Annotated in this window: 20 protein-coding genes and 1 tRNA gene; 9 read left to right on the top strand and 12 right to left on the bottom strand. The window is 67.9% G+C overall.

The features are described 5' to 3' along the window. Positions 1-27 precede the first annotated feature (27 nt). The 3 genes from BOS5A_RS04880 to BOS5A_RS04870 form a co-directional block, all read right to left on the bottom strand. On the bottom strand, positions 28-1,011 hold the full coding sequence (locus BOS5A_RS04880) for a chlorophyllide a reductase iron protein subunit X (RefSeq protein ID WP_151954056.1): 984 nt from the start codon (positions 1,009-1,011) through the stop codon (positions 28-30). Next, complete coding sequence (gene bchC / locus BOS5A_RS04875) at positions 1,008-1,934, bottom strand: chlorophyll synthesis pathway protein BchC (protein WP_151954055.1); 927 nt, start codon at positions 1,932-1,934, stop codon at positions 1,008-1,010. Before bchC ends, BOS5A_RS04880 begins: the two co-directional genes overlap by 4 nt. Positions 1,935-2,032: 98 nt before the next feature. Then, on the bottom strand, positions 2,033-3,142 hold the full coding sequence (locus BOS5A_RS04870) for a methyltransferase (protein WP_151954054.1): 1,110 nt from the start codon (positions 3,140-3,142) through the stop codon (positions 2,033-2,035). A 61-nt stretch (positions 3,143-3,203) separates the two neighbouring features. Between BOS5A_RS04870 and crtD the strand changes: the two genes are divergently transcribed. Both crtD and BOS5A_RS04860 read left to right on the top strand, forming a co-directional pair. Beyond that, positions 3,204-4,799 carry a 1-hydroxycarotenoid 3,4-desaturase CrtD gene (crtD, locus tag BOS5A_RS04865; protein WP_234419207.1) on the top strand — a complete coding sequence of 532 codons (1,596 nt, stop codon included), beginning with the start codon at positions 3,204-3,206 and terminating at the stop codon, positions 4,797-4,799. Continuing rightward, positions 4,685-5,584, top strand: a complete 900-nt coding sequence (locus tag BOS5A_RS04860) for a hydratase (protein ID WP_325058531.1) — start codon at positions 4,685-4,687, stop codon at positions 5,582-5,584. Before crtD ends, BOS5A_RS04860 begins: the two co-directional genes overlap by 115 nt. Before the next feature lie 113 nt (positions 5,585-5,697). Here BOS5A_RS04860 and bchO read toward each other — a convergent pair whose 3' ends face one another. The 3 genes from bchO to BOS5A_RS04840 are packed head-to-tail and all read right to left on the bottom strand — an operon-like array spanning position 5,698 to position 9,265. Continuing rightward, positions 5,698-6,585 carry an alpha/beta fold hydrolase BchO gene (gene bchO / locus BOS5A_RS04850; RefSeq protein ID WP_151954051.1) on the bottom strand — a complete coding sequence of 296 codons (888 nt, stop codon included), beginning with the start codon at positions 6,583-6,585 and terminating at the stop codon, positions 5,698-5,700. After that, positions 6,582-8,303 carry a magnesium chelatase subunit D gene (locus tag BOS5A_RS04845; protein ID WP_151954050.1) on the bottom strand — a complete coding sequence of 574 codons (1,722 nt, stop codon included), beginning with the start codon at positions 8,301-8,303 and terminating at the stop codon, positions 6,582-6,584. The genes bchO and BOS5A_RS04845 overlap by 4 nt, the downstream gene beginning before the upstream one ends. Further along, positions 8,300-9,265, bottom strand: a complete 966-nt coding sequence (locus tag BOS5A_RS04840) for an ATP-binding protein (protein ID WP_151954511.1) — start codon at positions 9,263-9,265, stop codon at positions 8,300-8,302. Before BOS5A_RS04840 ends, BOS5A_RS04845 begins: the two co-directional genes overlap by 4 nt. Before the next feature lie 121 nt (positions 9,266-9,386). Here BOS5A_RS04840 and BOS5A_RS04835 point away from each other — a divergent pair, with 121 nt between their 5' ends. After that, the gene (locus tag BOS5A_RS04835) at positions 9,387-9,875 is read left to right on the top strand and encodes a TspO/MBR family protein (RefSeq protein ID WP_151954049.1); all 489 of its coding nucleotides are present in this window, start codon (positions 9,387-9,389) and stop codon (positions 9,873-9,875) included. A 33-nt stretch (positions 9,876-9,908) separates the two neighbouring features. Beyond that, positions 9,909-10,706, top strand: coding sequence for a DUF2189 domain-containing protein (locus tag BOS5A_RS04830; protein WP_151954048.1), 798 nt, complete (start codon positions 9,909-9,911; stop codon positions 10,704-10,706). A 13-nt stretch (positions 10,707-10,719) separates the two neighbouring features. Here the strand turns inward: BOS5A_RS04830 and BOS5A_RS04825 are convergent, their stop codons facing one another. Together BOS5A_RS04825 and BOS5A_RS04820 are read right to left on the bottom strand one after the other, a co-directional pair. Next, entirely contained in the window at positions 10,720-12,033 is a 1,314-nt protein-coding gene (locus tag BOS5A_RS04825) for a sensor histidine kinase (RefSeq protein ID WP_151954047.1), read from the bottom strand. Continuing rightward, the gene (locus BOS5A_RS04820; protein ID WP_151954046.1) at positions 12,023-13,417 is read right to left on the bottom strand and encodes a sigma-54-dependent transcriptional regulator; all 1,395 of its coding nucleotides are present in this window, start codon (positions 13,415-13,417) and stop codon (positions 12,023-12,025) included. The genes BOS5A_RS04825 and BOS5A_RS04820 overlap by 11 nt, the downstream gene beginning before the upstream one ends. A 162-nt stretch (positions 13,418-13,579) precedes the next feature. Between BOS5A_RS04820 and BOS5A_RS04815 the strand changes: the two genes are divergently transcribed. The 4 genes from BOS5A_RS04815 (at position 13,580) to BOS5A_RS04800 (ending at position 18,423) form a co-directional block, all read left to right on the top strand. Next, positions 13,580-13,723 (top strand): hypothetical protein, encoded by a 144-nt coding sequence (locus tag BOS5A_RS04815; RefSeq protein WP_199857205.1) that lies wholly within the window; start codon positions 13,580-13,582, stop codon positions 13,721-13,723. Between the two features lie 151 nt (positions 13,724-13,874). Further along, positions 13,875-15,221: an efflux RND transporter periplasmic adaptor subunit gene (locus tag BOS5A_RS04810; protein ID WP_151954045.1), complete on the top strand. Its 1,347-nt coding sequence runs from the start codon at positions 13,875-13,877 to the stop codon at positions 15,219-15,221. Next, the gene (locus tag BOS5A_RS04805; protein ID WP_151954044.1) at positions 15,221-15,901 is read left to right on the top strand and encodes an ABC transporter ATP-binding protein; all 681 of its coding nucleotides are present in this window, start codon (positions 15,221-15,223) and stop codon (positions 15,899-15,901) included. Before BOS5A_RS04810 ends, BOS5A_RS04805 begins: the two co-directional genes overlap by 1 nt. A gap of 14 nt (positions 15,902-15,915) precedes the next feature. After that, positions 15,916-18,423, top strand: coding sequence for an ABC transporter permease (locus BOS5A_RS04800; RefSeq protein WP_151954043.1), 2,508 nt, complete (start codon positions 15,916-15,918; stop codon positions 18,421-18,423). A 291-nt stretch (positions 18,424-18,714) separates the two neighbouring features. Here BOS5A_RS04800 and BOS5A_RS04795 read toward each other — a convergent pair whose 3' ends face one another. The 4 genes from BOS5A_RS04795 to BOS5A_RS04780 form a co-directional block, all read right to left on the bottom strand. Then, entirely contained in the window at positions 18,715-20,148 is a 1,434-nt protein-coding gene (locus tag BOS5A_RS04795; protein WP_151954041.1) for a glycoside hydrolase family 125 protein, read from the bottom strand. Next, positions 20,145-22,493 (bottom strand): GH92 family glycosyl hydrolase, encoded by a 2,349-nt coding sequence (locus BOS5A_RS04790; RefSeq protein WP_151954040.1) that lies wholly within the window; start codon positions 22,491-22,493, stop codon positions 20,145-20,147. The genes BOS5A_RS04795 and BOS5A_RS04790 overlap by 4 nt, the downstream gene beginning before the upstream one ends. Next, positions 22,490-23,533 carry a glycoside hydrolase family 43 protein gene (locus BOS5A_RS04785; RefSeq protein WP_234419205.1) on the bottom strand — a complete coding sequence of 348 codons (1,044 nt, stop codon included), beginning with the start codon at positions 23,531-23,533 and terminating at the stop codon, positions 22,490-22,492. Before BOS5A_RS04785 ends, BOS5A_RS04790 begins: the two co-directional genes overlap by 4 nt. Before the next feature lie 353 nt (positions 23,534-23,886). Then, a tRNA-Gly gene (locus tag BOS5A_RS04780) sits at positions 23,887-23,961 on the bottom strand. A gap of 180 nt (positions 23,962-24,141) precedes the next feature. Here BOS5A_RS04780 and BOS5A_RS04775 point away from each other — a divergent pair. After that, the gene (locus BOS5A_RS04775; protein WP_442800497.1) at positions 24,142-25,053 is read left to right on the top strand and encodes a tetratricopeptide repeat protein; all 912 of its coding nucleotides are present in this window, start codon (positions 24,142-24,144) and stop codon (positions 25,051-25,053) included. Positions 25,054-25,056 lie beyond the last annotated feature (3 nt).

Genomic DNA, 25,056 nt, shown 5'->3' with positions numbered 1-25,056 from the left:
GGGAGGGGAGCAACAGAAAGAGGCGCCTCAGGCCGCATCATACACCACTTCGAGACTCGGCTTGGCGACATATTCGGCGCCACGCATGTCGGCCTGGGTCGCAGGCTTCAGCGCGAAATCGGCGCCGGTCACGTCCGCACTGAACAGGTTCAGCAACCCGTCCTGATCGAGCGGCGTCGGCCGCAGCGGCGGTGCTTCCGCCACGTTGACCGCCAGCTCCTCGAACAGCGAAGCCCATTGCCCGCCGGGCTTGCCGATGATCTGGTAGTTGGCGCTCTTCTTGCGGATGTCCTCGTTGGCGGGAATCGCGGTCAGCACGGGGATGCCCACCGCCTCGGCAAACGCATTCGCTTCGCCGGTGCCGTCGTCCTTGTTCAGGATCATCCCCGCGACGCCGACATTGCCGCCCATCTTGCGGAAATATTCGACCGCCTTGCAGACGTTGTTCGCGACGTAGAGCGATTGCAGGTCGTTGGAGGCGACGACGATGACCTTCTGGCACATGTCCCGCGCGATCGGCAGGCCGAAGCCGCCGCACACCACGTCGCCGAGGAAATCGAGCAGCACGTAGTCGAAGCCCCATTCGTGGAAGCCCAGTTTCTCCAGCGTCTCGAACCCGTGGATGATCCCGCGCCCGCCGCAACCGCGGCCGACCTCGGGGCCGCCCAGCTCCATCGCGAACACCCCGTCGCGCTGGAAGCAGACGTCCTCGATGCCGATCTCTTCGCCGGCCAGCTTCTTCTTCGACGACGTCTCGATAATCGTCGGGGTCGATTTGCCGCCGAACAACAGGCTCGTCGTGTCCGATTTCGGATCGCAGCCGATGAGCAGCACGCGCTTGCCTTGCTGCGCCATCATGTAGCTGAGGTTCGCGAGCGCGAAGGACTTGCCCGACCCACCCTTGCCGTAGATCGCGATGATCTGCGTTTCCTTGGTCACCGGCCCGGTCGGCACCGGCTCGGGCTCCCACGCAGCTTCCTCGCGCAGCGGTCCCGGATCGAGCATGCTCATATCTGTCTCCAGTCGAGGACCATCTTGAGGCAATCGGGGTCGGTGAACGCCTGCGGATAGGCGTCCTCGGCCTCCGATGCGGGGCGGGCATGGCTGATCAGCCCGTCCAGCTCGAGCAGCCCGATATCGATCAGCTCGACCACCGCGGTGATGTCGGCGGGGGTGAACTCCGCGGCGATACGGACCCGCGCCTCGCGCATGAAGGCGGATGGAAAGGCGAAGGAGAGCCGGTCGTAGAACCCCGCCAGCACGACTTCGCCGCCCTTGCCGAGTCGGCCGAAGGCGGTGTCGAGGATATCGCTCGCGCCGCTGGCATCGCAGATCGCGGCATAGTCGCGGCGCGCGTCTTCGACCGGATCGATGACGGCGTAGCCCGATGCATCGCGCCGTGCCGGGTTGGTTTCCCACACCACCGGTGCGCCGCCGCCGGTCGCGACCGCGATTCGTGCGATCAGCCGTCCCAATATGCCGTGGCCGATGACGAGATCGGGAACGCGACCACCGGCGATCGCGTGGTGCGCGGTCGCCGCGAGCGCCATCAGGATGCCGTCGCGCCCGAGCGACTCGTCGATCGGGATCGCGCGCGCCGCCGCGAGGACGACGCGCTGCGCGGTTCCGCCGAAAAGCCCGCGTGCGGTCGCATAGCAATTCGCGCCCGGCACGAAGACCCACTCGCCGATCCGCCCACGCGCGTCGGCGCCCGCATCGACGACCCGGCCCACCGATTCGTAGCCGGGGACGAGCGGATATCCCATGCCGGGAAAGCTCGGCATGCGGCCGGACCACAAAAGCTTCTCGGTGCCCGAGCTGATTCCGCTCCACGCGACATCGACGACAAGATCGGCGGGGCCGACCGGATTGAGCGCGAGCGGGCGCAGCGAAAGGCGTTCCGGTGCCTCCAGCATGACCGCCAGCGCGTCCATTGCGCCCTCCTGGTTTCGCGAGAGGCCCTTCGCGGGTCTCATCCTCACACTGTCATCTTATATGGACACTTTTGAATGTCAAATGGGTTAGACGCTTGTTAGCGTTCGGCGACGATGACCCGCGCAATCAGCGGCAGATCCGTTGCAATCGGCCTACCTGAGCGAAATCCCGCTCCATGCAGCATCGATATGATCTCGCGCGGCGTGCGCGGCCGGCCCGATCCCATCGCAAGCAGATAGAACCCGAAATAAGCATCGCCCGCCGGCCCGGCGCCCGGGGTCTGCGCCATCGGCTCGACGATCAGCAACCGCCCGCCCGGCGGCAGCGCCTCGCGGATGCGAAGCAGGAGGGCGTTCGCGACTTCGTCGTCATGATCGTGAAGAATGCGGACGAGCGAGATCAGATCGAATCCCTGCGGGATCGAGTCGCGCGTGAAATCGCCCTCATGGATGACCGCACGGTCGGTCAGACCGGCGGCGGCGAGCGACTCGCGTGCTCGCGCGGCGACCGCGGGCAGATCGAACAGCGCCAGCGACAATCGCGGCACCCGCGCGCCGATCGCCGCCACGAACGCCCCCTCGCCGCCCCCAACGTCGAGCAGGCGCCGGTGTCTGGCAAAGGGATAGGCGGCGAGCGCCTGCTCCGCGACCATCGGCAGCGATGCCGCCATGAGCCGCGAATAGGCGGCGACCTCCGCTGCGCCGCCGGCGCCGGGCGACTCGGCGTAGGACCAGTAGCGTGACAGCGCGCCGCCCCCGCCGCCGCGTTGCAGCAGCGCCACCGGGTCGGCGAGATCGGTGTAGAGCGCGGCATGGTGCGCGACCATCGCGGCGATGCCCGGATTGCCGCGCAGCGCGGCGCCATGCTTGCCGAGCGTCCAGCGGTCGCCGACCCTTTCGACCACGCCGATCGCGGTGGCCGCCTTCAGCAGCCGGTCGGCGCCGGGTTCGGGCAAACCGGTGCGTGCCGCGACCTCGTTCGTCGCGAGCGGCCGATTCGCCAAGGCATCGATGAGCCCGGTCGTGACGCACGCGAACAGCGTCTGCGAATAGGTGAAGCCGGCGACCAGTTCGAACAAAGCCCTCGCCCTGCGCCTTGCGATCGGGCGGGTCAGCGGGAAACGCGCCGCGCCGCGCTGGAACGCCGGGCTGGCCAGCACGCGATTGCGCAACGCCAGCCACCGCGCGCGCCATCCGTCGAGAGTCATGGACAAACCATATGTCCAAGACTTTGGACAGGTGTTAGCATCGCCGTCAACGGAGAGATGGGTGCCCAGCGATCGCGTCATCATCATCGGGGCGGGAATCGGCGGACTGGTGTCGGCCGCGCTGCTCGCTGCGCGCGGCTGCGACGTCACTGTCGTCGAGGCGGCGGCCGCGCCGGGCGGAAAGCTGAGGACAATCGACGTGGACGGCGCGGCGATCGACGCCGGGCCGACGGTCTTCACGCTGCGATCGGTGTTCGAGGAGATTTTCGACGCGTGCGACGCAAGCCTTGCCGATCACCTTTCCGCGAGGCCGGCGGCGACGCTCGTGCGCCATGCCTGGGGTGCGGCGCGGCTCGATCTGTTTGCCGACGCTCGCGCGAGCGAGGCCGCGATCGGCGATTTCGCCGGCGCTGGCGATGCGCGTGGCTACCGCGCCTTTCGCGCCGAGGCGAAGCGGCTGTTCGAGGCACTCGACCGCCCCTTCCTCCACGATACGAAAGCCGATCCGCTGACGCTCGGCTGGCGGATGGGCGCTGCCGGCTTTCGCGATTATTGCTCGCTGCGCCCTTACACGTCGATGTGGCGGGCGCTCGGCGGCTACTTCACCGATCCGCGATTGCGGCAGTTGTTCGGACGCTATGCGACCTATTGCGGGTCGTCGCCGTTCAAGGCGCCAGCGACCCTCATGCTGATCGCCCATGCCGAGGCATCGGGCGTGTGGCTGATCGACGGCGGCATGCAGGCGCTCGCGGGTGCGGTGGAAGCGCTCGGCCGGCGTGGCGGCGCGCGTTACCGCTACACCGCACCCGTCGCGCGGATCCTGGTCGAGCGCGGGCGGACGGCGGGGGTGGAGCTGGTGTCCGGCGAGCGGATTCGCGCCGATGCGGTGATCTGCAACGCGGACCCCGCGGCGCTCGGCGACGGCAGGCTCGGCGTTCGCGCGACGCGTGCGCCCAAAGCCGGGCAGCGCTCGCTTAGCGCGGTGGTGTGGCTGGCGAAGGCACGGACGGACGGCTTCCCGCTGGTGCGCCACAACGTCTTCTTTTCGCGCGATTATCCCGCCGAGTTCGCCGCGCTCTCTCGCCAGCGCTTGGCTGCCGAGCCGACCGTCTATGTCTGCGCGCAGGACCGCGACGACGCGGACGGGCGCGCGCCGTGCGGCGCCGAACGTCTCCAGATTCTCGTCAACGCGCCCGCCACCGGCGATGGCGCGCCCCTGCCCCAAGCGGAGATCGATCGATGCGAGCAAGCGATGCGCGGCCAGCTTTTGCGGGCGGGTCTTTCGGTCGATCCGGCGGCGCCGACGATGCTCACGACGCCGCACGATTTCGAGCGGGCGTTCCCCTCGACGGGTGGAGCCCTTTATGGACGGGCCTCGCACGGGTGGGCGGCGTCCTTCCTGCGCCAGGGCAGCCGGACGCGGATCCCTGGGCTCTACTGCGCGGGCGGGAGCACCCACCCCGGCGCCGGCCTGCCGATGGCCGCGCTTTCCGGCCGGCTAGCCGCCGCGTGCCTGCTCAGGGACCGCGCTTCGACGTCGTGGTGGAGCCGGACGGTTACGCCTGGTGGTATGTCGACGCGACCAGCGCAGACGGCGCGCACGGCCTCACCATCATCGCCTTCATCGGCAGCGTCTTCTCGCCCTATTACAAGCTGAGCGGACGGCGCGATCCGGAGAATCACTGCGCGATCAACGTGGCGCTGAACGGCCCGCGCGGCTCCGCCTGGGCGATGACCGAGCGCGGGCGCGGCAAGGTGGCGCGCGACGCGGACAGCTTCGCGGTCGGGCCAAGCGCGGTGCACTGGAACGGCGACTGCCTGACGATCGATCTCGACGAGATTTCGGCGCCGCTGCCCTACCGCGTGCGCGGACAGGTGCGCGTCTATCCGGAGATCATCGCGACGACCGCCTTCCTGCTCGATCCCGCCGCTCGCCACCGCTGGCATCCGGTCGCGCCGCGCGCGCGCATCGAGGTCGAGATGACGCACCCCGGCGTCCGCTGGTCGGGCGACGCCTATTTCGATTCGAACTTCGGCGAAGAACCGCTCGAGGCGGGTTTCCGTGACTGGCACTGGTCGCGCGCGCATCTGAAGGATGATGTCGCAGTGCTCTATGACGGCGTCCGCGCCGACGGGATGCCGTTCGACCTTGCGCTGCGGTGCGACCGGACGGGGCGCTGGCACGACATGGTTCAGCCCGATGCGGTCCGCTTGCCGCGCACCGGATGGCTGATCGATCGGCGGACGCGCGCCGACGCCGGAACCGTGCCGCGGGTGGCAAAGACCTGGATCGACGCGCCCTTCTATGCGCGATCGGCGCTCGCGACGCGGCTGTTCGGCGAGGACGTCTTTGCGGTCCACGAATCGCTGTCGCTACGGCGCTTCGCCTCCCCGATCGTCCAGTCGATGCTCCCCTACCGGATGCCGCGTAGTATCTTCTGAGCGCTTGTCGCGACCGATCTCGCGATTGACGGAAACGAGCTGCCAGATCGCGAAGCCGAGCACGACGAGGCCGGTAAAGCCCATCTCGATCAGCCCGTAATGCTTCGGATCGATCATATCGCCACTCCTCGTGCGTGCGCGAAATCGGCGATCAGCGCCGCGACCTCGCCCGGCCGCTCCTCGTGCGCCAGATGCCCCAATCCTTCCAGCGGGGCCAGCCGCCCGTCGCGGACGAGCGTTGCTGCGCGCTTCGCGGTATCGATCGGGATCGCGGCATCCGCAGTCCCGTGGGCGAGCAGCAGCGGCACGGCCAGCCGGGGCAGATCGCGCGCGAGCGTATCGAGGTCCCAGTCCGCCATCATCGTGATCGCCGCCGAACACTGCGCCGGCGTCGCGAACAGCCGCGCGTAAAGGTCGACGCCCCGCGCATCGATCGCGGAGCCGGTGCTGCGCTTCAGAAACCGCCCCGTCTCCCCCGGCGCGCGCGCGATCTGCGCAAAGATGTGCGGCGCGAACGGATTGACGAACAGCATCCGCGCGAGCGTCGGAAACAGCTTGGCGGCAAGCCCGGGAAACGGCAGCAGCGCCGCGTCGAGCCCGACGATCGCGCGTGGCGCCACGAGGCCGTCCAGCACCATCCGGATGGCGATCGCGGCGCCCGCCGAATGGCCGACGATGACGTCCGGCGCGACGGCCAACTCGGTCAACAGATCGCTGACCGACCGCGCCATCGCCGTCATCGACAGCCCGCCATCGGGCCGGCCCTGGGTGAAGCCGTGGCCGGGCAGATCGGGCGCCACGACGGTGAAACGCTCCGCCAGCAACGGCGCCAGATCGCGCCAGCTGTGCGTCGCAGAGCCGGTGCCGTGGAGCAGCAGCATCGTGGGGCCGGCCCCCATCACCTGCACATGGACGCGCAGCCGCCCGACCGTGACGAAGCGGCTAGCCTCGCGGTTGGGCCAGTCCCGCCCCTCGACAGCCCAGTCGGGCGCGCGGCTCATGACCGAACCGCGGCGATGGCGGCGTGCATCGCGCTCGCGTCGGCACGCGGCAAGGCGAGGTATCGCGCGCCCATCGCGGCGGCGAGCGCCTCGCCCTCGGCGCGCGGACGGGGCGAGATATCGACAAAGGCGCCAGCGATCCCCGAAGCGCCGATCGCGCGCGCCGCGGCGTCGGCGTCCGTCGCGGCAGCGCTTCGCGACCCACCCAGCGCGACATTCGCTCGGCCATCGGTCAGCACGACGACGAACGGCGTCCGTCCGCGCGAACGGGCATCCTCGGCCAGCGCCTGTGCTGCGGCCAGTCCCGCTGCGAGCGGCGTGCCGCCGCCACCGGGCAGATCGGCGAGCGCGCGTCTGGCCCTCGCCAGCGAGCGCGTCGGCGGCAGCACTATCTCCGCGCCCTCGCCGCGAAACGCGAGGAGCGCGACCTGCGCGCGCTTCACATAGGCTTCGCCCAGCAGCAGCTCGACCGCACCCTTCGCTTCCGACAATCGGGCAAGCGCCGACGATCCCGACGCATCGACCGCGAAGATCGTCAGCGCCTCCGCCCGCGTTTCGAACCGGCGGATGCGCAGGTCGTCGCGTCGGATCAGGATGCGCGCGCCCTCGCGCCCGCGCACCTTTTGCCACGGTGCCGCGGCACGCAGCGTGTCGATCAGGCTCAGCCGCAGTCCGCCTCGCGGCACGCCGCTGCGCACCCCGACCGGGCGGCCGCGCGTCGGCGATCGCCGCCGTTCGCCCGCCCCCCGCGCCCGGCTGACCGCCCCGCGCCGGCCTTGACCGGCCGCGATCCGCGCCAGCACATCCGGGGGAAGCGCCGCAAGCGTGGCAGCGAGAACGATGTCGTCGAGCGGCAGCGGATCGGTCGAGGGATTGTCCTTCGTTTCTCCCGTGTCGTCACCCTGTTCGGGCGGCGGTGGGGTTGCCTCGGGATCGGCCTCGGCCGGGAAGCGTGTCGCCCGAGGCGCAAGCACGAGGCGCGCGGCCAGAATGACATCCGCATCGGCAATCGCCGCGCGTCCCGCCAGCGCCGCCGCCGCACGCGCGGCCCGCAGCGCGAACAGCGGCGCACGCGCGGAGTCGATGCCGAGGGCGGCGGCGGTGGTTGCGATGCATTCGATTACAGGCGCCGCCGCTTCCAAGCCGCCCACCTTTGCCACCCCGGCGAAGGCCGGGGTCCGAGTCCGCGCCGGCCGCGTCTCTATCCATGCGCTTCCGAACTGGACCCCGGCCTCCGCCGGGGTGGATACGAAAGACAAGTCGATCTGAAACGCGAGCCGATCGGCGAGCCCCGCCGGCACACGCTCGTCCGGTTCCAGCCCGTCATCCAGCGCCACCGTCAGAAACTGCGCCCCGCCATCCAGCGCCGCGCCGATTCGCGCCGCGGTGCCTTCGCGCATTCGTTCGGCCATCGGCGCGACGATCAGCCCGCCCTCGACCTCCGCAAGCAGCCCCGCTCGCCCGACAGCGCGACCGCTCGCCAGCGTCGCGCCTAGGTCCAGCCCACCGAGCAGCGCCTCGTCATCGACATGCGGCGGCAGGCGGCGCATCGGTGCCTGCTCCGGCAATGCGCCGCGCAGCTCTGCGATCACCACGTCGCGCAGATTGTCGCCGCCGCGCAGCACCATCCCGCCAAGCCCCGGATCAATCGCGCACAGCCGCGCCGCCAGCAGGGCATCGGTAAAGGCGTCGGGCGTATCCTCGCCCGCGTCGGTCACGCCGCCAGCTCGTCCATCGCGCGCTCGATCCGTGCGGTCGATCCCGTCTCGTCGAGCGGATTGCGCCGCAGCCGGTGACGCAGCGCCATCGGCGCAACGCGTGACAGCTGCGCTTCGGCGACCGTTTCCATCCCGTCGAGCGCCGCGAGCGCGCGCGCCGCGCGCATCAGCGTCAGCTCGCCGCGCAACCCGTCAGCGCCGACCGCCATGCACAGCCGCGTCGCGTAGCGCAGCGCCGAATCGGGTACCACGACGGTGTCGATCGCCGACCTGGCGCGCGCCAGCCGCTTCAGCGTCTTGCGTTCCGCCGCCCGCCATTTCGCGGCAAATGCCGCGCCGTCGCGCTCATACGCATCGCACCGTTTCAAAATCTCCACCCGCTGCGCGACGTCCTGCGGCGTGCGCACATCGACCGACAACCCGAACCTGTCGAGCAATTGCGGGCGCAACTCCCCCTCTTCCGGATTGCCGCTGCCGACCAGTACGAAGCGCGCGGGATGGCGCACCGAGAGTCCTTCGCGCTCGACGACATTCTCGCCCGACGCCGCGACGTCGAGCAGGAGATCGACGATATGATCCTCCAGCAGGTTGATCTCGTCGATGTAGAGGAACCCGCCATTGGCACGCGCGAGCAGCCCCGGCTCGAACGCCTTTTCGCCCGCACCCAGCGCGCGCTCCAGATCGAGTGCGCCGAGCACGCGGTCCTCGGTCGCGCCCAAAGGCAGATCGACGAACGGCACCGGCACCTTGCCCTTGCGGGGCGTTCCGTCCTGATAGCCGGCTTGCTCCGCCGGGATGTCGGGCAGCAGCGCGGCGAGCGCGCGCACCGCGGTGGACTTGCCCGTGCCGCGGTCGCCGAAGACCATGACCCCGCCGATCCGCGCATCGACCGCCGCGATCAGCAGCGCGAGCTTCATCTCGTCCTGGCCGACGATCGCCGAGAAGGGAAATGGCGTGCGCACTGCGCGTTGTGTAACACGGACTGGACAGCCGACAAGGTCAATGGCGACAAGGTCAATGGCGACGAGGTCAATGGCGACGAGGTCAATGGCGACGAGGTCAATGGCGACGAGGTGGACGAACATGTGGGAACCGATCCTGATCGCGGGCGGCGTTGCGGTCTTCCTCGGCGTATTCGGCGGGCTCATGACCCCGATCGGCGGCTGGTATCGAAACCTGCGCAAGCCGCCATGGCAGCCGCCCGACTGGCTTTTCGGCCCGGCCTGGACGCTGATCCTCGGGATGGCGGCCGCATCCGCAGTCCTCGCCTGGCGCGCCGCGCCCGATGCGACGAGCCAGCGCGATATCGTCATCCTCTTCGTGACCAACGCGCTCGCTCACGCCGCATGGAGCCCGTTGTTCTTCCGTGCCCGCCGCCCCGACTGGGCGATGATCGAGGTCGTCTTCCTCTGGGCGTCGCTCGTCGCGCTCGTCGTGGGGCTGTGGCCGATCAGCCCGCTCGCCGCGTGGCTGATCGCGCCCTATCTCGCCTGGGTCAGCTTTGCCGCCTGGCTCAACTGGACGATCGTGAAGCTCAACAGACCGTTTGGAGTACGCCCGAAAGAGGTGTAATCTGCGCCGGCCGGGGAAAACTAGGAGAGTGCGATGACGACCACGGTCGACGCCACCCCGATTCCGGCGCCAGATGCCGTTCTCCCTGACGTGCGCCGGATCACGACCGCAGACCTGCAATGGGCGCTGTCCGAAGGCTGGAAGGATTTTCGCGACAAGCGCGGCGACCTGATCTTCGCCGGGTTCCTCTATCCGGTGATCTGTATCCTGGCGGTGGTCATCACCTTCAACGATCCGCTGCTGCCGCTGTTCTTCCCGCTGATCGCCGGCGTCTCGATCGCGGGGCCTGCGGTCGCCTCCGGCTTCTACGAACTGGCGCGCCGGCGCGAGGACGGGGAGGATTCCACCTGGTGGCATTTCCTCGATCCGCTGCGCGGCCGCAGCCGCACGCCGCTCATCATGCTCACCTTCGGGCTCGCGGTCCTGTTCATCGGCTGGCTCTTCGCGGCCTATGCGATCTACGATCTGACCTTCGGGGCGACCGCGCCGATGCGGGTCGGCGATCTGTTCGGGCGGCTGTTCTCGACCCCCGAAGGCTGGGCGATGATCGTCGCCGGCAACCTCGCCGGCTTCGCCTTCGCGGTCGCGGCGCTCGTCTTCTCGGTCGTCTCGTTCCCTATGGTCGTCGACAAGCCGGTCGATGCGGAAACCGCGGTGCGCACCTCGCTGAAGGCGGTACGCCGCAATCCCTGGCCGGTCGCGGGGTGGGGCCTGCGCGTCGCGGCGCTGCTTGCGCTCGGCACGATCCCGCTCGGGATCGGCCTTGCCGTCATCCTGCCCTGGCTCGGCTATTCGACCTGGCATCTCTACACGAAGCTTGTCGTTCGCTGATCGCTTTCGGGCCCTAGATCACGAGGCTGAAGAGCGCGCCGCCCTGCGCGCCCTGCCCGACTTCGATCGTGCCGCCATGCGCGATGACGATCTGCCGCGCGAGGTTGAGGCCGACGCCGGTGCCTTCCGCGCGCGTGGTGAAGAAGGGGAGGAAGATATCCCGCCGCAGCGCCTCGGGCACGCCGGGGCCGCTGTCCTCCACCGCAATTCGGACCCGGTCGCCCTCGGCCGTCATCGCGAGACGCACCCAGGCAGGCCCCTCGCGCAGATACGTCGCCTGGGCCGCATTGCGCAGCAGGTTGATGAGCACTTGCGCGATCAGGTCGGGATCGGCGTCGAGGTTCAAGGCGGGCGGCACATCGACCGTGAGCGGCAGCGTCGGCCATTCGACGAGGAACAGCCGCCGGAGTTCGTCGGCAAAGGGCTGCGCGCCGAAGACGCGGCGCCGGACCTCGGGCGCGCGCGCGACCGCGCGGTAGCTTTCGATGAAATGGCGCAGCCCCTCGGCACGGCGCGCCAGCGTCAGCACCGCGGCGCGCGCATCGGCGATGTCGGGCGGGTCTTCGCCCAGCAGCACGACCGCGGTGCCGGCGAGCGACGTCACCGGGGTCAGCGAATTGAGGATTTCGTGGGTGAGCACGCGCACGAGATCGGTCTGGGTCGCCATCTCGACGGTATCGAGCGTGCCCTGCATCGGCTCGACCGTCACGACGCGCACATCCAGCCCCAGCCGCCCCAGCGCTGCCGTGCGCACGATCGCGTGCTGCGGCCCGCCGGCGAATTGCAGGATCAACAGCTCTTGCCGGACCGGGCCATCCTGCGCGAGACGATGGGCGAAGCTGGTCCCATAGACTGCGAAATCGCCCGGCTGCACGCCGTCGTGCCGCACGAACAGCCGCCGCGCGACCTTGTTGGCAAGGGTCACGCCCCGCGCTGCGTCGACGGTCAGGACCGCGACCGGCACGTCGTCGATCAGCGCCTCGTAATAGCGCAGGTCGCGCTCCGCCTGCCCGCGCTCGGCATGCAAGTGGCGCATCGCCGCGTCGAGGGTCGCGCCGAGATCGCCGAACCCGGCCCCGCCGCCGCGATCGAACCGCGCGGTCACGTCGCCGAAACGCACCGCCTCCACGAACCGCGCGACGATCTGGTTGGTCCGCGCCACATGCCGCCACAATCCCCACACGACACCCGCGACCAGCAGCCCGGCGACAAGGCGCGCCGCCGCGAGACCCGGTGTCGCGAGCGCGAGCAGGAAGCCAGCAGCGACAACCAGCAGCGCCGCGACCCACGCCGCCAGCCCCAACGTGAAGCGGCGATCAAAGCCCATGTTTTTCCATGCGCCGGTAGAGCGCGGCGCGCGAGAGGCCGAGCTCGGTCGCGGCGGACGAAATGTTGTAGCCGTGCTTTTTCAGCGCCGCCTCGACCAGCCGTCGCTCGACCCGGTCGAGGTTCATGTCCTGCACGGGCGGCGCCACGATCGCCTCGGGCGCGATCCGCGCGCCGCGCGCGGTGAGCGGAAAGTCCTCCGGCGTCAGCGGCGCATCGCCGGCCAGGATCACCGCGCGCTCGATCGCGTGGCGCAGCGCGCGGACATTGCCGGGCCAGTCATGCGCGACCAGCGCCGCGCGCGCCGCCGCACTGACCTGCGGCACCGGGCGATTGTAGCGGCGGGCGTAGAGATCGAGGAAATGATCGACGAGCGCCGGGACGTCCTCGCGCCGGTCCCGCAGAGAAGGCAGTTCGATCTCGACCGTGTTTAGCCGAAACAGCAGATCCTGCCGGAACTGCCGGTCGTCGCGCATCGTCTCCGGCGTCATGTTGGTCGCGGCGATCACGCGGATATCGACCGGCACCGGCCGGTTCGCGCCGACCGGGGTGACCTGCCGCTGCTCGAGCACGGTCAGCAATTTGGGCTGGAGGTGGAGCGGCAGGTTGCCGATCTCGTCGAGGAACAAAGTGCCGCCGTCCGCCGCCTGGATGCGCCCGATGCGGTCGGCGCGGGCGTCGGTGAAGGCCCCCTTCACATGGCCGAACAGTTCGGAATCGATGAGTTCGGTCGCGATCGCGCCGAGATCGACGGTCACCATCGGCTGGTCGGCACGCAGCGACTGGTGGTGGAGCGCGCGCGCGACGAGCTCCTTGCCGGTGCCGTTCTCGCCCAGGATAAGCACGTTCGCCTGGGTCGGCGCGGCGCGCGCGATGAGCGAGTGGATGCGCGCCATCGCCGGCGCATCGCCGATCAGCGGATGGGCACCGCCCGCCGGCTCGGCGACCGCCGCGACCCGCGCGCGCTCGGTCGCGACCGAGCGGCGGGAGCGGCGCAGCGCCGCTGCCGTGCGCACGGTCGCCAGCAGCCGCTCGTTGCTCCACGGCTTGGACACGAAATCGGTGGCGCCACGCTTCATCGCCTCGACCGCGACATTCACCCCGGCATGCGCCGTGATCATCACCACGACCATCTCGGGATCGAGCGCGAGCAGCTTCTCGAGCCACGCCAAGCCCTCCGCCGCATCCGTCGCGCCGCGCGCGAAATTGGCATCGAGCAGCACCACGTCCGGCAGCCGTCCGCCAAGCGCCGCGATCGCCTGATCGGGCGCGCGCTCGACCAGCACCTCGGCGAACTGCCCGCGCAGCAGCAGCCGCGCCGCGGTCAGGATATCCTCGTCGTCGTCGATCACGACGCAAAGATCGAAGTCCGGCGTCTTCCCCATTGTCCGTTCCCGTACAGTCGGCGTGCGGAAACGGACAAACAAATTCCGTGCCACTGCCCACCCGCACCGCAAATTACCCGCAAATTCGTGCATTTCGCGACTTGGCACGGCGAATGCTGAGCAGGTCCATGTCGGCAATCCCGCCGGCTTCGGAGATGCCAGATGTCCCCTTCTGTCCCGTCTATCGCAAAGTCGCTCCAGGCGCTCAGCGCCTTCGCCGCCATCCTGCTGACCAGCGGCCTCGTCGTCGCTGCCTCGGCGCCGCCGATCGCCGGCCCCGCCTTCCTTCAGGCAGCGCTCGCATGATCGCCGGAACCGTCCGGTTTCGAACAATGGTGTCCGAAACCGGACGGTCGCGCGGGTGCGCAGGATGCTGCTGAGGCGCGCACCGGCTGGCCAGGGGGCTGGCAGGGGAGCTGGCACGGGCCTTGCTGATCGCCTGGCGGAAGGAGCAGCGATGAGCGTCGTGCGCATGAAGGACGAAGTCGCCGGGGACCGGCCGGTGACGGGCGCTGTGACCGGCAGCGGCATGGACCGCAGCGTCGCCACGCGCCGGATGCCGCCGCGCCTGAAGATCGCCCTCGCCGCCGCTGCCGCACTGATCGCTGCGATGCTTTGCTGGTGGTTCGCCCCGAGTGCCGGCACGCAGAGCGTCGCGAGTGACCGGCTGACCATTTCCCCCGTCCGCACCGGCCAGTTCGAGGACTTCATCCCGCTGCGCGCGCGCGTCACCCCGCTCCTCACTGTTTATCTCGATTCCATCGAGGGCGGCCGGGTCGAGCGCGTCGTGGCCGAGGACGGCGCGATGCTTCAGCAGGGCCAGCTCATCGCGGTGCTCTCCAATGCCGAGCTCCAGCTTTCGACGCTCGCCCGCCAGACCGAGGTCGAGCAGCAGATCAACAACATGCGCAGCCAGGAACTCGCGCTCGCGCAGACCCGCCTCGCCAACGAGCGCGCGATTCTTGACGCCGGCCTCGCGACCAGCAAGGCCAAGCGCCAGTATGAGCTGGAGGCGCCGCTCGCGCGCAAGGGCTTCGTCGCCGGGCGCCAGTTCAAGGACACGACCGACCAGTTCACCTTCCAGCAACGCCAGCTCGAAACCCTGCGCCGCAGCCAGAACACCGACGAACGGCTGCAATCAGCCCAGCTGTCGCAGCAGCGCGCATCGATGCAGTCGCTGCAATCCGGGCTCGGCATCGCGCGCGCCAATCTCGACGCGCTGAACCTCAGGGCGCCGGTCGCGGGGCAACTCTCCGGCTTCGACATTCAGGTCGGCCAGTCGCTGAAACCCGGCGAGCGCATCGCCCAGATCGATTCGCCGGGGCGCAACAAGCTGCAGGCGGGAGTCGATGAATTCTACCTCGGCCGCGTGCAGGTGGGGCAGCAGGCGCGGGTCGATCTGGCAGGAAAGACCTACGGCGCGAAGGTCACCAAAATCTACCCGCAGGTGCAGAACGGCCAGTTCCAGGTCGATCTGCAGTTCACCGGCGCCGAGCCGGAGAACATCCAGCGCGGCCAGACGCTGCAGGCGAAGCTGACGCTGGGTGACCCCGCACCCGCGAGGCTCATCCCCAACGGCGCCTTCTACAACACGACCGGCGGCGCGTGGGTGTTCGTCGTCGCGCCCGACGGCAAGAGCGCGGTGAAGCGCCCGGTCCGGCTTGGCCGGCGCAACCCCGACACGATCGAGGTGCTCGACGGGCTGGACGCCGGCGAGCGAGTCATCACCTCCCCCTATACCGGTTTCGAGGACAAGGACCGGCTCGATCTCACGGCGGCTTCCGCCAATGGAAAGGACGATTGATGCTCCAGATGCGCGCGCTCTCGCGGGTCTACCGCACCGACACGATCGAGACGACCGCGCTCGACGCGATCGATCTCGATATCGCCGACGGTGAATTCGCCGCGATCATGGGGCCGTCGGGCTGCGGCAAGTCGACGCTCCTCAACCTCATGGGCATGCTCGACAGCCCGTCGAGCGGGTCCTACGTCTTCAACGGCACCGAGGTCGCGGGGCTGACCGAAGGCAGGCTCGCCGAATTCCGCAAGGCGAATATCGGCTTCATCTTCCAGAGCTTCAACCTGATCGACGAGCTCAGCGTGCGCGAGAATGTCGAGCTCGCTTTGCTCTATCACGATGTCTCCGCCGCCGAGCGCAAGCGCCGCACCGATGACGTGATGGACCGCGTCGGCATCGCTCACCGCGCGCGCCACCGGCCGAGCCAGTTGTCGGGCGGGCAGCAGCAGCGCGTCGCGGTCGCCCGCGCGCTCGTCGCTGCGCCCAAACTCATCCTCGCCGATGAGCCGACCGGCAATCTCGACACCAATCACGGCGAGGAGGTGATGCGGATGCTCCAGCAACTGAACGCGGAAGGCTCGACGATCGTCATGGTCACCCATTCCCCGGCGCATGCCGATTATGCGAGCCGCGTCGTCAACATGCTCGACGGACGGATCCTCCAGGAACGCCGGCGGGCTGCGTGAAAGGATCATTTGCGATGTGGCGCAATTACCTGACCGTTGGCCTGCGCGCGCTGGCCAAGAACCGGGCCTATGCCGCGATCAACATCATCGGCCTCGCGCTCGGCATCGCCGCGTGCCTGCTGATCCTGGGCTTCGTGCGCTATGAGTTCAGCTATGACGGCTGGCTCGCCGACTCCGACAAGGTCTTCCAGGTGCAGGATTACTACCGCGCGAACGCGCGCGGCAGCGAGGAAATGAAGCTCCAGCAGACGAGCTATGTCGTCGGCCCGGCGCTCACCAAGGATTTCCCCCAGATCGAAAAGGCGGTGTATTTCACCAGCCAGTCGATCGTCGTCATCAAGGACGGCCAGCCGAGCACGGTGCCGGGCGCGCTCTTCGTCGACGGCAACCTGTTCGACGTGCTCCACGTCCCCTTCCTTCAGGGCGACCCGAAACACGCGCTCGACGATCCGCACGCGCTCGCGCTCAGCCGCAAGGCCGCGACGCAGCTGTTCGGCTCCGCCAACCCGATCGGCCAGACGCTCACGCTGACCAGCGAAGACTACAAGGCCGATTACCGCGTCACCGGCGTGTATCAGGATCTGCCCAAAAACTCCTCGCTCGGCTTCGGCATGGTCGCGCGGTTCGATCCGGCGAGCTATTGGCAGAAATCGCCGGGCGCGCTGACGAGCTGGAGCTGGCAGTCGGGCGGCTATTGGGTCCGCCTGCGCTCGGGCGCGGACGCCGCGACAGTCAATGAAGGCATTGCCGCGTGGAAGAAGCGCAACATCCCCGACGAGAACAGCGGCGGGGTGCGCACGAACCCCGGCGACGATCAGGACTGGAAGCTGGTCAACATCCGGGACGTCCATCTGGGCGAGGCGCAGAACGGCGCGCAGCGGCCGGGCAACGACAAGCGCGCGATCGTCACCTTCGCGGTCATCGCGCTGCTGATCCTCGGCATGGCGTGCGTCAATTTCACCAATCTGGCGACGGCGCGCGCGACTCAGCGGGCGCGCGAGGTCGCGCTGCGCAAGGTGCTCGGCGCAACGCGGCAGCAATTGATCGTCCAGTTCATCGGGGAATCGATCCTGATTTCGGCGATCGCGACGCTGGTCGGGCTTGCGCTGGTCGAGCTCGCGCTGCCCTGGGTCAACACCTTCCTCGATGCACAGATCGCCATTCGGTATTTCGCGCTCGACGGAGTGTTGCTGCCGGTCGTCCTGCTAACCCTGCTCGTCGGGCTGGCGGGCGGCATCTACCCCGCGCTCGTCCTCTCGCGTTTCGAACCGGCGCGGGTGCTGAAGGCGAACAAGTCGTCTGCCGATGCGGAAGGCTCCGGGCGCCTGCGCAACATCCTCGTCGTGGGCCAGTTCGCGGTATCGATCGGCCTCATCATCTGCACCGCGATCGTCTACACCCAGACGGTCTATGCCCGCTCCGTCGATGCCGGCTACAAGCGTGACGGCCTTATCCAGATCGACGGGCTGGAGCGCCCCCAGGTCGCGAGCGTGAGCGAGGCGATGATCGACCAGATCAAACGCGTTCCCGGCGTCGCGGCGGTCGGCCGGACAAGCATCGCGGTCAATAACGGCCACAATTCCATGACCGACGTGCAGTTGCCCGGTCACGCCGAACAGATCGCGCTTGGCGTCTATGCGATCGACGAGGGCTTTTTCGACGCGATGGGCATGAAGATCGTCGCCGGCCGCAACCTTTCCGGCAGCCGGCCGATGGACGACGCGACACTCCCCTCTCCGGCGACACCGGAATCGCAGCGCGCCCTTGTCGCGCGCGGGATCAACATCGTCCTGACCGAAGAAGCGACGCGACGCCTCGGCTTCAGACGCCCCGCCGATGCGCTTGGCAAACAGATCATGACCAGCGCCGTCGAGACGCAGTACGGCCTCGTGCCATCGACCGTCGTCGGCATCGTCAACGACGTCCGCTACCGCTCGGTGCGCGATCCGCTCCAGCCGATGTTCTACAATTACGACACCAGCAACCTGACCCAGATCATGGTCCGCTTCCAGGGCGCACAACCCAAGACGGTGCGCGATCAGATCGAAGCCATCTGGAAGCGGATGGTGCCCGACATCCCGTTCCGCGCGCGCTTCGTCGATGACATCGTGCGCGATCTCTACAAGCCCGACAGCGCCCGCGCGCAGCTCTTCGGCGCGTTCGCCTTGCTCGCGGTGGTGATCGGGTGCCTCGGGCTGTTCGGCCTCGCCGCGTTCACCGCGGAACGGCGCACCAAGGAGATCGGCATCCGCAAGGTGCTGGGCGCGCGGACCCGCGACATCGTTCGGCTGCTGGTGTGGCAGTTCAGCCGCCCGGTTCTCGTCGCGAACATCGTCGCCTGGCCGATCGCGTGGTGGATCATGCGCGACTGGCTCAACGGCTTCGATCAGCGCATCGCGATGACGCCGGTGCCCTTCATCGAGGCTGGGCTGCTCGCGCTCCTGATCGCGGTCGCCACGATCGCGGCACATGCCTGGCGCGTCGCGCGGACGAGCCCGGTGAAGGCGCTGCGTTACGAATAAGCGGTTCGTCGCGGCCGGTCAGCATTTCCCTCGCCGCCGGCCGCGGCGATCCTGCGACGGAATCGCCCCGCTACTTCAATCGCGTGCTTGCCGCAGGACAACCCGCCACCCGCCATTCGAACATTACCGCAGGGGCCACCCCATGGGCTCACCTGCACCATGCCGAAGGGCAGCGTCGCACCGGGACAGGTGTGGCCGTGGGCACCGGTGCCGATGGAGGGGGCAGGCTTGCCGGATTGCGGGCTGTCGGCACGCGCCTCGGGCGCCGGAAGAGTGAGGGCGAACGCCACATCAGATCGCCCCCGCCAGCAAAGCAGGGCGCTTGTCGGCGATCTCGACGATCAACTGCCCGAACAGCGCGTTGGCCCAGGCGAACCACGGCCGCGTGAATTTCGATGGATCGTCCTTGTGGAAGCTTTCGTGCATGAAGCCGGTGCCGCCATGCGTCGCCTTCAGCCATTGGAGGCACTGGTGGATGGTCGCGTCGTCATCGGCATTGAGCGCGCGGGTGATGATCGACATCGGCCAGATCATGTCGAGCCCGATATGCGGCCCGCCGATTCCTTCCGCCGCGCTGCCCTTGAAGAAATACGGGTTGCGGTCACTCCACGCGAGCGCCGCGGTACGGCGGAACAGCGGATCGTTCCGATCGACGACATCGATGATCGGCAGCCCCGAAAGGCTCGGCACGTTCGCGTCATCCATGAACAGCGTGTTGCCGAAGCCGTCGATCTCATAGGCCCAGACCTGCCCGCCCTGACCTTCAATAATCAGAGCATGCGCGCGCAGCGCCGCCTCGACTTCGCTCGCAAGCGCCTCCGCCTCTGTCGCCGCAGCGGCATCGCCGCGCGCCTCGCGGTGGACCTGCGCGATCTTGCGCAGCACCGAGACGGCGAACAGGTTCGACGGGATCAGGAAGGGATATTGGCAGGCATCGTCCGAGGGCCGAAACATCGAATGGATGAGCCCGATCTTCTTCGTCGGCCAGCCATAGCCGCCGAGCATCAGGCTGTCGGTCGGGGCGAGCGCGGGCCGCTGGAAATGATAGGGACCGCGGCCGTCCTTGCGCTGCTGCACCCGGAACGTCGCAACCGCCAGCTTCATCGCCTGCGACCAGCGATCGTCGAAGGGCGTCTTGTCGCGGGTGCGCCGCCAATATTCGTTAGACAGCCGCATCGGGTAGCAGAGCGAATCGATCTCCCACTTCCGCTCGGCCACGCCGGGTTTCATGTCGGTCTTGTCGGTCTGCGACCACTCCAGCTTCGACGGCGCGGTGGGATCGCGGTCGAAGGCGTTGGCATAGGGGTCGATCAGGATGCAACGCGCCTGGCGCTGGATCAGACCCTGGAACAGGCGCTTGAGCTTCGCGTCCCTGGCGACCAGATGGATATAGGGCTGGACCTGCGCGGAGCTGTCGCGCAGCCACATCGCCTCGATATCGCCGGTCAGGACGAAGGTGTCGGGCTTGCCGTCGAGCGTGCCCGTCTGGACCGTGGTGTCGAGCGTGTTCGGGTAGCAATTCTCGAACATCCACGCGAGTTCGGGATCGGCGATCTTGCGGCTGACCCGCGCGATTTCGCGTTCCACTGCGGGGCTGACGAAGCGCCGGTTCGCAGGCGCGGGCCGCTTGCTGACGAAGGGCGCCGCGCGCGCCGCGGAGGGGAGCGCCGCCGCGAGCGCGAGCACGCCGGTGCCCTTCATCATGTCACGCCGATTGGGGGTCATTTGCGGCCGCTCATCGAAAAGGGTGCGTCGGCCTTGGCACTGCCCCAGCTCTTGTTGGGCTGTGGCCCCATCACGAAGGTCAGCGTCCCGCCTTCCTTCAGCGCGTCATGGGTAACAAAGGTCTTGTCATGCGCGCGGCCGTTCAGCCGCACCGACTGGATGTAGACATTGTCGGCGCTGTTGTTCTCAGCCTCGATCGCCAGCTTCTTGCCGGTGGGCAGCTTCAGCGTCACGCGCCGGAACAGCGGGCTGCCGATCGCATATTCGCCAACCGTCGGCGTCACCGGATAGAAGCCAAGCGCGGACCAGACATACCAGGCCGAGGTCTGGCCGTTATCCTCGTCGCCCGGATAGCCGTCGGGCGTCGCGGCGTAGAGCCGCTTCATCACGTCGCGGACGTGATACTGCGCCTTCCACGGCGCGCCGGCCCAGTCGTAGAGGTAGATCATGTGCTGGATCGGCTGGTTGCCGTGCGCATATTGCCCCATGTTCACGATCTGCATCTCGCGCGTCTCGTGGATGACCGAACCGTAATAGCTGTCGTCGAAGATCGGCGGCAGCGTGAAGATCGAATCCAGCCGGTCGACGAACGCGCGGTCGCCGCCCATCAGGTCGATGAGCCCTTGCGTGTCCTGCATCGCCGACCAGCTGTAATGGAGCGCGTTGCCTTCGGTGAAGGCGTCGCCCCATTTGTAGGGATTGAACGGCGTCGCCCACGATCCGTCCTTGTTGCGACCACGCATCCAGCCACTTTCGGGGTCGTAGAGCTTGCGGAAATTCTGCGCGCGCGTCCCGTAGAGCTTCGCGTCCCCGGCCTTGCCGAGCAGCGTGGCGAGGCGTGACAGCGAGAAATCGGCGGTCGCATATTCCAGCGTCCGCGCCGCATTCTCGTTGATGCCGACGTCATAGGGCACATAGCCGAGCCGGTTGTAATATTCGACGCCCTCGCGGCCCACCGCGCCGATAACCTCGCCCTTCTTGTCGACCGGGCGCCCAGCGCTCGTCGTCGCGTTCTTCACCATCGCGGCGTAGAGCGCCTCGACATCGAACCCGCGCACGCCATTGGCATAGGCATCGGCGATGATGTTCGCCGAATTGGAGCCGATCATCACGTCGCGGTAGCCGGGGCTCGCCCATTCGGGCAGCCAGCCGCCCTCCTTCACCGTGTTGACGAGGCCCTGCATCATCTCGCTGTCACGCTCGGGATACATCAGCGCGAAGAAGGGGAAGACCGCGCGCCACGTGTCCCAGAACCCGTTGTCGGTATAGAGGAAGCCGGCGTGGACCTTGCCGTCATAGGGGCTGTAGTGAACCGGCTTTCCGGCCCGGTCATATTCGTAGAACATGCGCGGGAACTGCAGCATGCGGTAGAGCGCCGAATAGAAGGTGCGGCGGTTGTCGAGGCTCGGGTCCTCCACCTTCACGCGCGAGAGCTCCGTCTCCCACGCCTGCTTCGCTTTCGCCTGCGTCTGCGCGAAGCTGTCGCGGCCGATCTCGCTGTCGAGATTGCGCTCCGCCTGTTCGGGGCTGATGAACGAAGACGCGACCTTGACGTGGACGGTCTCGCCCGCCGCCGTCTTAAAGCTGACGACCGCGCCGACATGCCCGCCCTCGCGGCTGGTGTCGGCGGAGAGCTGGTAATTGTCGTCCCAGGTGCGGCTGACGGTGAAGTCGTGATCGAACTGCGCGACGAAGTAGTTGTGAAAATTGTCCGGCACGCCGCCGTGATTGTTGCGGACATAGCCGGTGATGCGCCGCTTCTTCGCATCGATGCTGACCATCGATCCGCCGTCCTGGCCGTCGATCAGGATGTGCGCGTCGTCGCTCTTGGGGAAGGTGAAGGCGAACTGCGCGGCGCGCGCGGTCGGCGTGACCTCGGCCGTAACGTCATAATCGGCGAGATAGACCTTGTAGCCATAGGCGCGCGCATCCTCGGCCTTGTGGCTGAACCAGCTCGCGCGCTCCTCCTCCTTGATCTTCAGCGGCCCCGTCTCCGCGAAGAGCGCGAAGGCGGCGTAGTCGTTCATCCAAGGGCTCGGCTGGTGCGTCTGCTTGATGCCGTTGATCTTCTGCGCGTCGTAGGTGTAGCCCCAGCCGCTGCCCATCTTGCCGGTGACGGGCGTCCAGAAGTTCATCCCCCACGGCACCGCGACCGCGGGATAGGTGTTGCCGTAGGACAGCTCGTGATCGCTGTCGGTGCCCATCAGCGGATTGATGAGATCGACCGATGCCGGCTGCACGCTCGCGCCTGCTTGCGCTGGCGCGGGCGCCGCTGGTCCGATCAGCGCCGCGGTGACGAGCGCGGTCGCGCCAAGCAGATTGGCGAAGGTTCTGGTCACGCTCATCCCTTCTTACCGGTCGGCAGCGGGCGCGGCGCGATGCCCGCCTTCGTCATCGTCACCGGCGCGATGCTGCCATCGGCGATGAAGGTCATGCGATCGATCGCGAGCTGGCGGTGATCGCCCTTGTCGTCGCCGAGCGGGCGGCGGTGGTAGACGATATACCAGTCGTCGGTGCCCGGCACGTTCACGACGGAATGATGCCCCGCACCGCGCGCGATGTGGAAATCCTGGGCGAGGATCACGCCCTTCGGCGTGAACGGGCCGAGCGGTGACCGGCCCGTGGCATAGGCGACGCGATACTCAGGGCCGGTCCAGTCCCCTTCCGACCACATCAGGTAATAGACGCCGCGCCGCTTGATGACGAACGAACCCTCGGTGTAGCCGGGCGGCGTGATTTCCTTGTAGGTCGATCCGTCCGCAAACGGCTCGATGCGGCGCAGGTCGCGCGACAGGCGCACGACGTTGCAGTGACCCCAGCCGCCATAATAGAGATACACCTGCCCGTCGGTATCCTGATAGACGAACGGATCGATCGGCTGCGCGCCATTGTGGAACGCCGCGATCAGCGGCTTGCCGAGCGCATCCCTGAACGGGCCGCCGGGCTTGTCCGAAACGGCGAGGCCGATGCCGCCCGTCTGGTTATCGCTCTGGATGTCGTTGGCGCCGAAGAAAAGGTAATATCTGCCGCCGACCTCGATCGTCGACGGTGCCCAGACGGCATAGGCCGCCCACTTCACATCGGCGATATCGAGGATTCGCGGATGCTTGGTCCAATGGACCAGATCAGGCGACGAGAACGCGTCGAGATAGGTCTGCGCCGCATAGGACGGATGGACCATATACGCCTTGCGCGCCGCCGCCTGCGCCGGGGTGAAACGCTGCGGCGCAGGCCTGCCCGATACGTCCGACAGCGTGGGGTAGATCCAGTAGCGATGATCGAAGATGCGGATTTCGGGATCGGCATACCAGCCGGGTACGATCGGGTTCGCAGCATCCGCCGCCAGAGAAAGCGACATCAGCGCCGCGCCGCCGAGCGCGATCACGATCCTGCGGGCGATCGCGTCAAATCTGTTGGGACTTCCCGGCATCGTCGCGCATACTCCAATAGGTCGGCGACAGGAATCGCCGGCCGGCACCGAAGCCATTGTCGAACCTTTAGAACTTGAACGCCAGCCCGACATACGCGCGCCGGCCCGAATCCGGCCGCGCCAAATCGCTGCGACCATTGGAGCGAGCGAAGGGATGCGAACCGCGCGCATAGCACGGCAGGGCGTAGCGCCAGCAAAGGACTCGGGGGTTCCGACGTGGCAAAGCCACGTCGTCGGACATCACCGCCGGCGATGCCGTCCGAACTGCCGCTGAGCACGATTTAACGCAGCTAAATCGCTGCGGCAGTTGGAGCGGGCGAAGGGATTCGAACCCTCGACCCCAACCTTGGCAAGGTTGTGCTCTACCCCTGAGCTACGCCCGCTCTGGCGCCTGGCCGGGTGGGACCCGGCGGGTGAGGCGCGGCCACTAGCACCGGTCCCGATACCCCGCAACCCCCTTCACATGCGAATCCCGTCAATCGGTCAAAAGGGGTTGGCGACCACGCCCCAACCCCCACATAAGGCCCGCAAGATACACGACGCGCAAACACCTGGAGCAAGCATTGGCTACCCTTGGACTGTCACCGGCCGAAAAGGAGGCCGTCGAAACCTTCCGCCGCGATGTCGTCGAGCCTTCGATGACGAGCCTCGTCGTCATCGATTTCTGGGCGGAATGGTGCGGGCCGTGCAAGGCGCTGACGCCGGTACTGGAAAAGGTCGCAGCCGATTATGCCGACAAGGGCGTCGTGCTGGCCAAGGTCGATACCGACAAGAACCAGTTCATCGCCGCGCAATTCCAGATCAAGTCGATCCCGACCGTTTATGCGATGTTCCAGGGCCAGCTCGTCGGCGACCTGACCAGCGCGCGCACCGAATCGCAGCTGAAAGCGATGCTCGACCAGTTGCTGCGCCAGCTGCCGATCCAGAGCGAAGCTACCGCGCAGGACGCGGAGCTGGAGCCGCTGATCGCGATGGCCGAACAGGTGCTTGGCGCAGGCGATGCCGAGCGTGCGCTGTCGATCTTCGATCAGCTGGCCGAGATGGCACCCGATCACCACGCGGTGCTTTCGGGGCGAATCCGCGCGCTGGTAGCGGCGGGGCGCACCGACGACGCGGAAAATGCGATCGCCGCGCTACCGGAGGATGTCGCCAGGCTGCCCGACATCCAGCGCGCCACAGCGGCGCTGGCGCTCGCCCGGTCCGCGCCGGCGGTCGAGGACCTGTCACCGCTAGAGGCGAAGGTGGCGCAGAATCCCGACGACCATCAGGCGCGCTACGATCTCGCCAATGCGCAGATGGCGGCCGGCAACCGCGATGCCGCGGCCGACGGCTTCCTCCACATCGTCGCAGCCGATCGCGAGTGGAACGAGGGCGCCGCACGCCAGCAATTGCTGAAGCTGTTCGAGGTCGTCGGGCTCGAAGACCCGTGGGTCTCCGCGCAGCGCCGGCGCCTGTCCGCGATCCTGTTCGGATAAGCG

The sequence above is a fragment of the Sphingomonas sp. EC-HK361 genome (assembly GCF_902498785.1).
GTDB lineage: Bacteria > Pseudomonadota > Alphaproteobacteria > Sphingomonadales > Sphingomonadaceae > Sphingomonas.
Note: the sequence above shows the minus strand (reverse complement) of the source record. Positions and strands in the feature narration are given on the sequence as shown.

Excerpts from the sequence above, each read along its gene's own strand:
- BOS5A_RS04880 (WP_151954056.1), bottom strand. The coding sequence starts at position 1,011 with ATGAGCATGCTCGATCCGGGACCGCTGCGCGAGGAAGCTGCGTGGGAG.
- bchC (WP_151954055.1), bottom strand. The coding sequence starts at position 1,934 with ATGGACGCGCTGGCGGTCATGCTGGAGGCACCGGAACGCCTTTCGCTG.
- BOS5A_RS04870 (WP_151954054.1), bottom strand. The coding sequence starts at position 3,142 with ATGACTCTCGACGGATGGCGCGCGCGGTGGCTGGCGTTGCGCAATCGC.
- bchO (WP_151954051.1), bottom strand. The coding sequence starts at position 6,585 with ATGAGCCGCGCGCCCGACTGGGCTGTCGAGGGGCGGGACTGGCCCAAC.
- BOS5A_RS04835 (WP_151954049.1), top strand. The coding sequence starts at position 9,387 with ATGTGGGAACCGATCCTGATCGCGGGCGGCGTTGCGGTCTTCCTCGGC.
- BOS5A_RS04830 (WP_151954048.1), top strand. The coding sequence starts at position 9,909 with ATGACGACCACGGTCGACGCCACCCCGATTCCGGCGCCAGATGCCGTT.
- BOS5A_RS04825 (WP_151954047.1), bottom strand. The coding sequence starts at position 12,033 with ATGGGCTTTGATCGCCGCTTCACGTTGGGGCTGGCGGCGTGGGTCGCG.
- BOS5A_RS04820 (WP_151954046.1), bottom strand. The coding sequence starts at position 13,417 with ATGGGGAAGACGCCGGACTTCGATCTTTGCGTCGTGATCGACGACGAC.
- BOS5A_RS04815 (WP_199857205.1), top strand. The coding sequence starts at position 13,580 with ATGTCCCCTTCTGTCCCGTCTATCGCAAAGTCGCTCCAGGCGCTCAGC.
- BOS5A_RS04810 (WP_151954045.1), top strand. The coding sequence starts at position 13,875 with ATGAGCGTCGTGCGCATGAAGGACGAAGTCGCCGGGGACCGGCCGGTG.
- BOS5A_RS04805 (WP_151954044.1), top strand. The coding sequence starts at position 15,221 with ATGCTCCAGATGCGCGCGCTCTCGCGGGTCTACCGCACCGACACGATC.
- BOS5A_RS04800 (WP_151954043.1), top strand. The coding sequence starts at position 15,916 with ATGTGGCGCAATTACCTGACCGTTGGCCTGCGCGCGCTGGCCAAGAAC.
- BOS5A_RS04795 (WP_151954041.1), bottom strand. The coding sequence starts at position 20,148 with ATGACCCCCAATCGGCGTGACATGATGAAGGGCACCGGCGTGCTCGCG.
- BOS5A_RS04790 (WP_151954040.1), bottom strand. The coding sequence starts at position 22,493 with ATGAGCGTGACCAGAACCTTCGCCAATCTGCTTGGCGCGACCGCGCTC.